Source organism: Phormidesmis sp. 146-20, from assembly GCF_052939475.1.
Genome location: NZ_JBJPHT010000039.1, coordinates 23,922 through 37,803, shown reverse-complemented (window position 1 = coordinate 37,803; position 13,882 = coordinate 23,922). Strand labels below are relative to the sequence as shown.

Here is a 13,882-nt window from a genome sequence, read left to right as displayed (position 1 = left end):
TATGGCTTTTCCTGTTCAACCTCATAGCGCAGAGAAGGTGCAACATGACGTCAATACGATTCTTGAGGCGATTATTCGGTTCTTATCTAAAATTAGCTCCCCCGAACCATCCGAGAAATTGCAGGAGCCGATTCAAACAACTGCTGAACTTGAACCAGAGGAGCGGCTTGTGATAGATGCAGAAATTATTCCAGAAGTTGAGGCACTCCCGTATCGCAATCCAGAATGGTTGGAAGGTGGTAGAGCATATCCAGAGCTAACACCAGAAGTACGACTACAACTGAATAGCCTTTACATGGCAGTTCCTCTTCCTGAACTTCAACAAAGCTTGGAGCAATTGTCCCCGCAGCGACTTGCGGCTTTGGCAGGAGCAATTTCGCCTCCAGCATTACCGCCAGCGACAGAAAATGAGGATGTGATTGACATTGAAGTAGACGGGGTGCAATGCTTTCACCAAGAAAAAGGGCAGGTAATCGTCAATGCTCTGCTACCTTCTGACTCTTTAGAAGCTGTTCAAAGTGCTCGTGAGACTCAGCAGAACCGCGATACTGAGATGACAACCGAGATCGGTGAATTAAAACCAAGCCAGCCGACGACGGAACTGCGTCCAGTTGGCGAGGTTGAATTATTGATCGGGCAACAATTAGGCGATCTGAGTACAGTTCATAATGAAGTGCTGCATCAAGCACCGTCGATTCGAGTAGAGCGGGATCAGTATGGAGCTATTAAATGGGGCACAGCAATTCGAGCAGTTGTCGAGCCGACCGAAGACGAAGTAGAAGCAGATGCAGAGTATCGGTCAGAGCATCCACTCACGCCAGAGGCTAGGACGATCGTAACTCAACTACACGATTATTTCGAGCAGAGTGGGGAGCAGGAACTAACTGGCAAGTGCGATTACAACATTGAGGCAGATGGCGATCGCATTCTCTTCATCCCCAGAGACAATCCAGTAGAAGTCATAACAGTACAGGGTGATCAGGCAGTATCTATTTCTTCAGAGCGAATTGAACATCTAATGGTCAGATTTGCTGCTGCGTATGAGAGTATTCGTACAACTGAGCAGATTAGCGATCGCGACATTGAATTAACTCGTTAGAGAGGCACAGTGATGAATAGGAGTTTTCCAAACTGGCAAGAACTTCAAGCAGGCTATGACGCTGAAGACACGCCTTTAGTGATGCGAGAGAAAGATCCAGATCTTGAAGCGAACCTGGAGCGCATTTTTGGTGCAACCTCGAATCCAGTTTCACTTCTTTCGCAGTGGGGGTTGTCATTTCACGCGATCACAGTCCTATCCAAACACTCAGAACTGATCGACGAACTAGCCGAAGAACGGGCTAAAGCTTGCTTTCCTCCAGGTTACACCCCCTCAATGATTGAAATTTTCTACGATGATATTCTCTGTATGCGTTACCAAAAAGGTCAAATCTCTTATCCAAATCCATCTCCTGAACATTCTCCATTTATGGAAGTTCGGTTTGATAATCAGATGGCGCTATTTGTAATCAACGATGAGGTCGTTGTTAATCGTGTAGTTGCGATCGCGCAGTTGGATCAGGTGCTTGGACGATTGAAGCAGGTGTGAAATGAACCAACATCAAACCTACTCCCAGCGAGTTCTAGATGCGATCTCATCTCGGCAAGGTATAGATCCGCTTGACTTGGACATCCGCATTCAATATGGCAAGAATGGTCGCATCATTTTAGGTGAACTAGCTTCTGGAGAGCAGCGCAACGAAGTCAACCAAGATCGAGCAGAATTAATTCTATCTGCATTGGAAAAGCCTGCTGTAGATAGAGTTGATTTGTCTTCCTACAGTGGGCGAAAGCCCATGCTGGAAGTCATCAACAAAGGGGAAACGCTATTTCGGCAGGAGCGAGACGGAACTATTTCGATCAATACGTTATGCCATGAACAAGAGCTTTCTCAAAAGGTTGCTCTGGAATCTAATCCGTCCAACTCAGTGCAAGCTGAGCTTTCTAGCAGCGATATTGTAATGGCAGCGAGGAGAGTTGCTCAGGCAGCAGAAGGATTGCTGAATCCGCTATGGCAGGAAAAGCCTACTACAACCATAGCTGAGATTGGCTCTTACAAACTGCATCTCGATCGCGATACGCTCACTGTTTCTAAAGATGAAAATGTTTTGGTTCAAATTGTGGATGGGCAAATCCAGCCATCTCAAGGAGTGACATCAGAAGACGTTCAAGCGTTTGAAGGATGGGCAAGAAATGGCGAGGGTGTTTGGGAAGAGCAGAAAGTTCTCTTAGAAGATATGCCTCGCTTTATGTGGCAAACTAACTCTCAGGTGTCAGAAGCCTCTGAGTCTCATCACACGAATGCTTTAGAGGTGGCAAAACAGCAGATTGTCCAACTTCAGGAGTCGAACAGTAAAGCCTTCTTTCAGAACTTATTTGAGGATTTGAGCAAGCAGGCTACTCAAGCAATTCAACAGAATTTGAGCAGCGATCAGTTCAAAACTACTCAAAAAATCGTGGTGGAAGGAGCGAAGACTGCTTTCCAGACTGTCAAACAAGGCTTGGAAAGTGACCAGTTTAAGGCTTTTCAGAAGCAAACCGCACAAGCATTGCAGGACAGAGCAGAAAAAGCGATCGAAACAGCCGGACACGGTATAGAACGAGTGGGGCAATGGTTAGCCTCACGCCCAGAAGCAATTCGTGAACATCGAGCCGCGAGAACTACCTATGAACTATTTGAGCAGGGTTTTGCTCGAACCCAAGAGCATCGCTACGAACTCAACGGCTTTAAGGTAGAGCTTCAGGGGCGAAATAACTTCATGCTGAGAGACGCAGTAACTGATCAGGAATTACTGCGCTTCAAAGCAGAAAAATTGCTGTTTGGTGAGCCAAGAATCACGATTCTCTCAAAAGCTGAGGCTGGAATTTCTCACGAACAGTATCAAGCGATCGATCAGGCGCGTCAGGATATTGAGAGTGTGCGTGGTAGCCAGATTGCTGAGGCACGACACGCTGAAAAGAGTGCTGCTTTCGGGTCTGCTGCTCGGATGGTAGCGGAGTTTAATGAAACAAACGATTACAACGGCAAGCATTATCGAATTCAAATCAATCAAGACTCACTTACTATCACAACAAAAGATGGGCGCGGAACGATTTATCAACAACAGGGTGATCAGGTGAAATCCAGGTTAGAGCAACAGGATTTTGGGCGATTTGCTCAGGCAATCAAAACGATCGAGCAACAACAGCCCAATCTATCCGAACAACGTCAAGTAGGGATTGGTTAACTAAAACTGGCTTATGTCCGCAGAACACAAGGAAGCTCTGATTAGAGCGTTCCACAGTTCCCTATTGGAAGGAGAAAACTATGACCGGATTAATCAGGCACGAAAGCAGGCTGAAGCAATTTTGGGGCAATCCATTTTTCCTGGTAGTCCCCTGACAAAAGTAGTAGATGAGGCAATGGAATCAGCAGTTGTGCGAGTTGCACCGCTGCTGATTCAGCAATGTACGACGACTCATCAAGCTTACGATCGCTTAGTTGAGCTACTGAATCGACAACCGACATTAGGCGTTCGTTCTTCGACCTCAGTTCTTCAGCAAGCCTACAGTACGCCTATCTCGATCGCTTATCTTGCTTCGACCCTAGCAGGCATTACTCCAGAAACCACTGTCTACGAACCTACAGCAGGGAATGGGGCACTGTTGATCGGGGTCAATCCAGCTAGAGCGATCGCCAATGAATTGAACCCGGAGCGTTTCGCTGAATTGCAGCACCGAGGCTATGCCCAACTCACCCAACAGAATGCCATTACCTACCGCCCGAAAGAGCAAGTTGATGTCATGATTTGTAATCCGCCGTTTGGTCCCGTCCAGGATGGAAACGGTAAGATTCGACGATTTGAGCTTCCGGGCAATCGGCGGGGAACGCGCCAGGTGGATCACGCGATCGCATTCAAAGCCTTGGAAGCAATCAAGGATAAGGGTCGAGCCGTTTTGATTCTGGGTGGAAAGCTGGGTGACGATGAAGACCTGAGATCAAATCGCTACAACAGCATTGAGAGCCGAGGCTTCTTTTTCGCCCTCTATCAGCACTACAACGTCACTCAGCATTTTTCAATCTGGGGCAATCTGTACCGCAAACAAGGAGCAGGATTCCCGATCGATATCATTTTAATCGAGGGGCGAGGACAGTCACAACGAGACTTACCTGCGGCAGATGTTCCGGTCATCTACAAATCATTTGATGTACTCAAGGAGCGATTACCCAATGAACTCATTCAGCACCAAGGACTACAACCATTTTCCGGCGATCTGGAAGCCTCAAGAAACGGGAGATCAATCGTTATTTCTGGTCAGGCTCCCAATCGAGATCCAGGAATTGACGTGGCGCGATTATCAACGCTTGATGATGCTCAGAATTCAGTGGATGCTCGATCGCTGGTTGGAAGAGAGTGGCGAGAATCAGATCCAAACGCATCGACGACTCAGCCAAGCGCTCAGAGTGCTATCGATGCAAGAACCTCCAACTCTGTACGAAGACACTCAGACGAGGGAACTAGAGCCGATTTGGTGGTGGACGCAGGAATGGGCAGAAACCTTCGTGGATCGCAACGACACGCTAGCAACCAAATTTCAACTGATCAATGGACTGATGTTCCCAACTCCGATCGCTTCTCCAGAGACTCAAGAGTCGTGGATGCAGGAACACAACGAAATTACGCTGGAGAACTGGCTATCTCAGTTGACTTACGGAATGTCCAAGTAACTTCCTATCTCACACAAGAGACTCAAACTATGGCGAATCCAGAAGTTGAGCATCCAGCTACACCGGATGCTCCGTTGAATGTTGCTTATTTGCCTCGTAGCCAAGGTAAATCACCTGGCACTCTCATTCCTTCCAACATGGCAACGGCGGCTCAAACTGCCCTTGATAAGTTAGAACGCGCAGTCGGTAATGTAGATGAATATGTCCGACAGCGCATGAGCTATGACTCCAAGGAGAAACTGTGGGAGCACCTTTATGCCGAGCAAATTGATGCAAATGCTTTGGCATTTTGGCAACGCGATCGAGACAAAGTATTTCTTAATGGCGATCAAACTGGAAACGGTAAAGGGCGATTTTGCGCGAGTCAAATTGTTGATGCGATCAATCAAGGATACATTTCCATTTTCATCACTCAGAAATCAACGCTCTACGTTTCGATGCTGGCTGACCTGCGGGACATTGGCAAGTCTGGAGTCAACATCTTTGCAACCGATAACAATCTTCGACTTGCTTTGCCCAATGGCAGTCAATTGAGAACAGGTAATCCTGCCCAACAAGAAGCAGAGATGCAGCGCATCATGCAGCAGGGCATCGGTGCGTACAATGCGATTTTCACAACTTATAGCCAACTTCAAACGATCGATAGCGGTAAAGAACCCTTCCGACGAGACTTTCTCCGCGAGATTGCGCCGAATGCGATCTTTATCTTCGACGAGGCGCACGAAGCGGGTGGAAGCACTGGAGAGAAAGGTTGGACAAGCAACAGTGCTGCACCCAATCGAGCAGAATTTGCCAGAGAATTGATCGATCTCAGTGCTGGAGCCGTATTCGCAAGTGCGACAGCAATCAAAGATCCAGCCGTGATGGATTTGTATGCACGTCGCTCGGATGCAGCAGAAGCAGTCGCTAGCATTGAATCGCTTCAGCGAACGCTCAAAGCTGGCGGTGTTCCGCTTCAGCAGATGATGGCAACTAAATTCGTCGCATCGGGTCAAATGCTGCGGAGAGAGCGATCGTTTGAAGATGTTGCGTTTCAAGCCAAGGTGGTTCCAGTCGATCGGGAGGTAGCCGATAACATTTCTACGATCATGCGGGCAATCAGCCAGTTTGACCTTGCGAAAGAGAAAGCCGTTGCCAAGCTGAGCAAAGAACTCAAGAAAGAAGCGAAAGCTGCTAGCGAGGATAGTTCTATTGGGCAGGCAGGGGCACGATCGACAAACTTCACTTCGCTGATGAATAATGCGATCGATCAAGGCTTACTTTGCCAAAAAGCAGAGGCAGCGGTTCAAGAAGCGATTGCAGCCATCGAACGCGGGCAAAAGCCTGTGATTGCTGTTGCTAATACAATGGATGCCTTCATTGGTCAGTATGCGGAAGACAGCGGACTTGAGCCAGGGGATGCGATCAATATTTCGTTTGGTGATGTGTTGAGTCGCTATCTGGAGCGATCGCGCGATGTCACCATCAAAGACCACGAAGGCAACATGACTCGGCGACGTATGACCGATGAAGAGCTAACCGATGCGGCATTAGCAGCTTATGACACTGCTAGAGAAGCCATTGATACGACCGACCTCTCAACAATTCCGCTCAGCTCGATCGACTATATCAAGTGGCGATTGACGCAGGCGGGGCTTCGAGTGGATGAAATTACCGGACGGCACAACATCATCGACTACACTGCGACCGGAGAACAAGGCTACGCTCGTCGCTCTGCTCATGAAACCAAACCTCAAGCGCGGGTTGAAATCGTTGAGCAGTTCAACGCGGGTCGGCTGGATGTCTTGATTCTCAATCGCGCTGGGGCAACGGGCATCAATCTCCATGCTTCAGAGAAGTTTGCTGACCAAAGGCAGCGACATCTGATCATGGCGCAGGCAGAACGCGACATCAATCAAGTGATGCAAATGTTGGGGCGAGTGAATCGGTTTGGGCAGGTGTCCGAGCCGGAAATCACTTTGCTGATGAGCGATATTCCAGCCGAGAAGCGATTAGGGGCGTTGCTGTCTCACAAAATGGCAACACTCAATGCGAATACGACCGCCGATCGCGATTCTGCTTTGTCGATCGCAAATGTTGTAGACTTTCTCACCCCCTATGGTGAAGAGGTAATTCACGAAATTCTCGATGACAATCCAGAACTCGAAGCAAAGTTAGCGTATCCGAGGAATAATCTACAAGGCGATTCGGATATTGAGGCAATAAGTCGCATCACCGGACGCATTCCCTTGCTATCTGTAAAAGAGCAAGAAGATCTCTATGCGTTGCTTGAATCAGAAACACTCGATCTAGTCGCTCAAAAGCAGGCGATGGGCGAGAGCGTGTTAGAAGCACAGCAGCTTGACTTGGATGCCCGTACCATTGGGCGAATGGAGGTCATTCCCGATCAAGGTACAGTTCGGAACGAATTTACGGGTTCGGTTTACCTCGATGTGGTAGATGCCAAAATTCCGGTCAAACCTTTCAACCAACTCGAAGTGATTAACCTGGTGCGGGAGCATTTGGGGCTAGAAGCGGTCAAGCAAGCTGCTGACCACGATTTTGACAAGGTAGAGCGATCGGCAAAGGATGAGGTGCAGTTTACGATCGCGAAACTTCGACAAGCCACGCGGGACTATCGAACTCAGCTTTTACCAAGCAAACTCGACACCTACAGCAAAAATAAACTGACCGAACGACTCAACACCCAATTCACCCACATTCGCGATATCCTACGCCAATTTCCATCCGGTCAGCTCGTTCGAGTCGTCTCGCCCGAAGGTAACGTGACCTATGGCGTAGTTGCCCGAATCTGGCAGAAGGGGCACAACGGCAGTCCAACCGCACTATCAAACTGGAAGGCACAAATTCTGACCGATAACCAAGCTCGAATGCTCACGATTCCTCTGACCCGCTTCAATCGAGGAAAAACGGAATCGCTAATTACGATCTCTGCTCAAGATAAGAACTGGGATGGTCAAGACATTTACGAAGCTTTCGATCTGAGGCAGACCGCAAACCGCACCGAGCGGCAGATTTTTCAGGGCAACTTGCTAAAAGCGTATGAGAAATATCCGACCGGGAAGTTTCTAAACTATACCGACCAGCAAGGCAATGTACGGCAAGGACTGGTGATGCCTGCCAGCTTCGATATTCAAGAATCGCTACGCGAACAACCCGTCCCCTTTTCCCAACCGCATCAGGTGAAAGCATTCATGACCGAACTGACGGATTATCAAGGGTCGGTCAAAACCTTGGACGAGGTACTTACGATTAAAAGTCAAGCATCTGCTCGACTTGGAAGCACTGCGGCGGGTTTTGTGCTGCAAACGTCTAAGAGTGCGATCGGCGATCGTTTCTCGCTTGATCAATCCCTTATTGCGGCTGCGGGAAATGAGTTCTACTCGATTAGCGATCGCATGGAACTGATCGTTCCTGGTGAAAATATCGATCGTGTCCTGACTATTCTGATGAAAGAGCAGGAACAGACTCTAGCAGCATTTGATTTCAAGGATAAAGCGCGTGAGTTCTTGGGTGTGAGGCTACCAGAACTTGAAGTAGTCAGTGATGAATCTGTGGCAGAGAAGCCAGTCCCACAAGTGCTGCTAACTGAAACAGCTTCGGAAGTATTTGAACCGATGCAGGTGGAAGAAACTCGACAGCAGACTACTAGCAATACTACAAACCAGCCAACAGGCAGCGCCGAAAAGAATGTGACGAAGTTTCTACATGAAGCAGGTTTATGGACAGCCGTAGTAAGTGCAGAAGACTATCACCTGAGAATTGAACACGAACCCTACATTCCGCTTGTGATTGAGCGGCATGGCAATCAGCTTTACCTGACGCATTACCTTGAACAAAACGGAGACACCTTCATTGATACGGAGATGGTCTTTCGCATTCGCGAGAACCAAACGCTTCAGCTTGAAGAAACAGCCGTACAAGACCCATTGCGTGGTGGAGAGCGTCGAGGGTGCGATCGCAGCTTTGCCAAGCTATTCTCTCAAAACATCCTCGATCAAGGATTTGCCCAAGCAGCCAGAATCATCCCGCCGACCATGACTTCACAGCTACCTGAAGAAGAATTAGAACAATCAGAACTCTTTGCTCTAGCTCAATATGAGTCCACAGCCGCTACATCCTTATCTGATCCGACTTGGGCAACATCGGAACAACCCAAGCAGCACCAAGCACTCGAAACAACTCAATCGATAACTTCTGTAGATCTTCCTATTGAAATGGTAACTAATTCATCCTGGAAAACTTTAGCAGACAGCGTTCGAGATTTTGCCTTGCTAGATTTAGCAGTACAGTTTGGACTCGAACAAGACCGTTCGGACAAAGCAAAATGGCGATCGCAAAGTTTCTGCATCAGCATCAATGACAACAAGTTTTTTGACCATTATGTGGGCAAAGGTGGAATTGGCGCGATCGACTTTACGATGCACATTCAGAACTGCTCATTCCAAGAAGCGGTCGAGAAGCTAGCAAATGAACGTCCTTCGACTAACGTTCAAACTCCCGCCCAAGAGAAACGACCGAAGTGCAACATTCGAGATGAAACCAAGTGGGAGGCAGTCCGAAATTATCTGGTAAATGAGCGCAGGCTGCCTGGGGATCAAGTCGATAGACTACACGCTGAAGGATTACTCGCGGCTGATTCTCGCCAAAATGTGATGGTTTTTCGGCATCAACTCGCTGAGAACTTTGAACGCGGTGAAGCGATCGGAGCCAACCTACGAGGAACCATTCCAAATGCTGCAACTGGGGAAATCTTCAAAGGTTTGACACCTGGAACAGCCCGTGAGAACGGCTATTTCTGGTTCCAGCAAGGTGAAGGGCAAATTAATCGAGTCGTAATCACAGAATCTGCGATCGATGCTATCTCTTACTCTGCGCTGAACGAATCGACAAGCACTACTATCTTTCTATCCACCGACGGTCAGGGCGCGATTCCAGTTGAGGCACTTCGCCAAGTCATCGATCGAGATGGGGAAATCGTTTTAGCTCATGATCGCGATCGTCAAGGTGAGCATCTATCATGGCAGATTGCCCAGCAGTTTTCTGATGTAGTGCTAGTGCTAGAGCGAGAAACGCCAACAGTCGGAAAAGACTGGAATGATCAGCTTCTTGGTAAGGAGCAAGAAGATTCTCGATCAGAGATTGCGGCAGCGCTCTGGACGTGCTACCAATTAGCCGCGATCGAGAAACGGCAAGAAATTGTCCAGCTTGGGCTTGAAGTCAATGCGGCAAATAATTCTCGCACTCTAACAAGCCAAGAATTGCAGGCAATGCAGGATTCGATTACCTCAGAATGGGGGCAGGAAATTGTCTTGATTGCTCAACGTGCCTATGCTTACGCGGAAACGATGGGCGTTGTGAAACTGGATGAAAGTGGGGAATCTTGGACTGCGATCGGGAACGGCTATGATCTCAGCTATAGCTCAGTTAACGGTCACTTTCTGGTCGTGAGTAAGGAAAGTGAACCGATGGAGATCCTCAGTATCAACGGCATTATCCAGCCTGAAGCGACGCAAGGGATTCGAGAAACGAATCTAATCGATTTCCGCGAAACTGACAAATATCTGAATGAGGTGAAATTTCAGACCAGCCAAACCCCGGCTCAAACACAAGAAATTGCTCAGAGCAAACGAGAGCAATCCCAGGAGCCTCATCCTTTGAGTCCGCCTCAGCAACAATCCTCTCTGAAAGACCTACGCAATTGGTATCGCAAAGCGCGTGACATCGGGCGCTCCGATCAACACTTGAAGCAAATTGAGTTGGTAGGGAAAGCCTTTGTTGGGGGACAGTCACTTTCTGAGCGAGATTTGCAGATGATGGCAAAGGATATGGCGACTTGGGAAAAGCAAGCGCACTCGATCGCAGAACAGGCGCGATTTATTCTTTCAGAGCTTGGGCAACCGCTAGCAGCAGGAACGGTATTTCCAGGCAAAACTTATTTGTTGTACGCGCAGGACTCATCGCTTTACGCTCTCGCTCCAGAACGTGGGAAGAAGCCTCAAGCAGCCGACCAGCAAATCCTACCAGAATCGGTGTTGAGATCAGGGCACGGCATCATTCTCAAACTGGAACACGGTGAAATTTCCTCAATGACGCAACTAACTTCTGCGGATGCTCAACGGTTTGGGAAATTCGTCGAACAGATTCAGCAGAGGGCAAAGCAGACCGAAATGATTGGTCGCGATCGCTGAGGCAGATTGTCAGAATTTATCAATTGTCTGCCTTATTTGTGTCAGATCGAATCCCTAACCTTACAGCATTCAGCTTCTCAAACAAGCGATGCGTTGGTTTAGATTTCTCACACTAATAGTTCTGACTGTTGTTCTAGTCGTTGTTGGAGCCGTCATCTTTCCGCAGCGATCCAATGCGGCGGAGAGTTACTTTCCAACAACGCTCTACAACAGTGCGCCCATACCTGATTTGAGTCAAACCACTTTTTCTTCTTTGCCTGCAATTGAGCAGGCTGGAGCAGTTCAAGTTCCAAGTCAGACGATCGAGCAATTAGGTTACGACCCGTCTCGAAGTTGGCAAGCAGGGGCTTCGATTGGAGATGTTCTCATGTTAGGCGATATACAAGATACCTTTGGACTTCAAGCCTTCAGTCTAGACAATGTTGCTCAGTTGGGTCGGTTAAACCTGGGCGATCTCAGTCTCAGCAACTTTCCGCTGATTGGACAGCAGACGATCGCAACGCTCGTGGATGCCGTGCCAATGCTGGAGAATTTTCAGCTTGGACAAGTCAAACCGCTGTCAGATCTGGTCAATCAAAACCTTGCCCATCTTGCGCTCAAAGATCTGAATCTGAATGATTGGGGGGCTACTTCACTTTCTGCGATCGCATCTCACGACGTACTGAGGCAACTGCCGCTGAGTGAACTATCGCTCGATCGCTATAGCTTCAGCCAAATTCCAGGCTTGGATCAAGTACCGCTTTCCAACTTCAAAGCGTGGCAAACAGCATTGATCAACGGCGTACCAGGTTTATCGCAAGTTGCCTTCTCCCAGTTTCCGATTAATCCTTTTGAGATGCTTGGAACTGTTGCAATTCATGATGTGACGTATGGTGGGGAGCGGTGGCACAAGGAGTCTACCCACACTCCAACGAAGTTTTCGATCACCGGAAGTGACAGAGTTGGATTTCACTACAACTGCGCTCAGGCAAAAGGCTGTGACTACATCGAACTCAATTCACCAGGCTATTCTGGCTCAGGAGCATTGAGCGATCCGGGTCAGTTACATGGAGCGAGATGGATTCGAGGCGGAAAAGAAGCAGGTGAGCAAATGGTTCCCGGAGGTCATGGCATTTTGGGACGGCTCAACGACGGGATGGAGCCAACAGGTAGACTCGCATTCGGCAAAGCTTTCAAAGTCGTTCTGACAGATACCGATGAAGCGACAGGAACAGGTAGATTTGGGCTATATTTTCGTGTTTGCATCAAAAAGGCATTTGTCGATCTTGGCTGTACGCCCTATTTCATTGGTTCCGTTCCCTGGCTTTCGACCCAGGAAAAAGGCTTCGTGTTTGTCGGTTTATCAGACGGCAACGGAGGCATGGATGAGTTACCGCCCGGAACTGAACTTCCCCCAGAGGTACAGCAACAGATTGATCAAATCAAAGGGGAGAATTCACCCGAAGCAAATTTAGATGGGTCTGGGTTATGTGGTTCTGGTCCTGGTGGAGTCGATTTCAAAGCTTTGGCAGATGCAACCAGTGGCATTGAAGGAAATTACGAGAGTGTCGGACAATGGGGCTGTGATGGAGATGGAAACTGCGGGCGTGGACTCGGACGCTATCAGTTCATGACTTACCGCGAGGATGTCAAACAGGCAATTTTGCGGCAACCTGGAGGCAGTGCCTTCTACGGGCGACTTGCGGCGGGACACGAACCCAGTTCGGCTGAATTGTTGCAGTACTTTCCGACTTCGGTGCAAGACTCATTATTTGTCAATGCCGAGACTCAAAACATCAAGTACCTTCAGAGCCGAGGAAAATCTGGGAATGAACTCATCGCCTGCTTGGGAGAGATGTGGTATTCCGGTGAATGCAGTCATTCCGGTGGCAGGGATTACACTGGAGGACCAACGATCAGTGAGTACGGGCAGATTCTGGTTAGCAATTACCAGAAAGCTCTGAAGCGATCCGGCGCAAAATCCTGCTCTATCAACGAGAAAGGCGGCGGAAAATCTACCGGGAAGTTGAGCAGCCCGGTTTCTAATGCGCCCGTGACCAGCGAGTTTGGTGCGCGATCGCGACCTTGTGCCGCTTGCAGTGCCTATCACTTGGGACTCGATTTCGGCGTACCCGATGGAACACTCGTGAAGGCGGCAGATGGTGGCAAGATTATCTACTCCGGTTGGATGCAAGGGTACGGCAATACGGTTGTCGTTGATCACGGCAATGGGCTGATGACGCTGTACGCACACAATTCTCAACTCTGGGTCAAAGTCGGAGACACGGTATCTCAAGGACAAATTATCACCGAGAGCGGTCATTCAGGCGTGGGAACAGGTTCTCACCTTCATTTTACGGTGATCGAAGGCGCAACTCCCGGTGATGTTTACAGTGGTCATGAAGTAGACCCCAGAAAGTATCTCAGATTGTAATTTCAGGAGAAAACTATGCCTCAACGCATTCGTCCGATTCGCTTTGGAATCAGCAGCATCGTGTTACTGATGACGCTGTTGGGATCAGTTCAACTGGTTCAGGCGCAGACCTCTAAAATTCCTGATGTGATCAAAAGTTGTTTACCAACCCAAACTCGCCCCTCGATCGTGCGCTCAGAACTGATCGCCCAAACGCGATCACAAAGCAAAATCTACTATTTACTGAGTGCATCCCCAGCCTCTGGAAATGGCATTGATTTAGTCATCTCGACGAATGGAAATCGATGTACCCAAGAGTTTTTCAATGCTCCTGGAGATACTGTATCGCTAACGAGTGTAATTGGTCAGGAGATGGCACGAAAACTAGCATTAGGACGCTACCAGCACGAAATTAAACGGTTTGGCAGACTAAAGTTACAGCAGCAAGTGAACCAAGCAGCAGCATCCAACGGTGTGTTCTATCCAGAAGATGTCTGGGCGCTGAGACAGTTTGGATTTTCGATTCCGACAACAGTTCACGTAACGGAGTAA

The 13,882-nt window shown here is 48.6% G+C and carries 6 protein-coding genes; all 6 read left to right on the top strand.

Features of this window, described 5'->3' with window-relative positions:
- The first annotated feature begins 1 nt into the window (after nt 1).
- The 6 genes from ACKFKH_RS23940 to ACKFKH_RS23915 all read left to right on the top strand — a co-directional run bounded on the left by ACKFKH_RS23940 (nt 2) and on the right by ACKFKH_RS23915 (nt 13,882).
- The gene (locus ACKFKH_RS23940) at nt 2-1,099 is read left to right on the top strand and encodes a hypothetical protein (RefSeq protein WP_446860879.1); all 1,098 of its coding nucleotides are present in this window, start codon (nt 2-4) and stop codon (nt 1,097-1,099) included.
- 12 nt (nt 1,100-1,111) lie between these two features.
- Nucleotides 1,112-1,588 carry a hypothetical protein gene (locus tag ACKFKH_RS23935; RefSeq protein WP_446860878.1) on the top strand — a complete coding sequence of 159 codons (477 nt, stop codon included), beginning with the start codon at nt 1,112-1,114 and terminating at the stop codon, nt 1,586-1,588.
- 1 nt (nt 1,589) lies between these two features.
- Nucleotides 1,590-3,266: a hypothetical protein gene (locus ACKFKH_RS23930; protein ID WP_446860877.1), complete on the top strand. Its 1,677-nt coding sequence runs from the start codon at nt 1,590-1,592 to the stop codon at nt 3,264-3,266.
- A gap of 13 nt (nt 3,267-3,279) precedes the next feature.
- Nucleotides 3,280-10,938, top strand: a complete 7,659-nt coding sequence (locus ACKFKH_RS23925) for a strawberry notch C-terminal domain-containing protein (RefSeq protein ID WP_446860876.1) — start codon at nt 3,280-3,282, stop codon at nt 10,936-10,938.
- 88 nt (nt 10,939-11,026) lie between these two features.
- Nucleotides 11,027-13,351, top strand: coding sequence for a M23 family metallopeptidase (locus ACKFKH_RS23920; RefSeq protein WP_446860875.1), 2,325 nt, complete (start codon nt 11,027-11,029; stop codon nt 13,349-13,351).
- A gap of 15 nt (nt 13,352-13,366) precedes the next feature.
- The gene (locus ACKFKH_RS23915) at nt 13,367-13,882 is read left to right on the top strand and encodes a hypothetical protein (RefSeq protein WP_446860874.1); all 516 of its coding nucleotides are present in this window, start codon (nt 13,367-13,369) and stop codon (nt 13,880-13,882) included.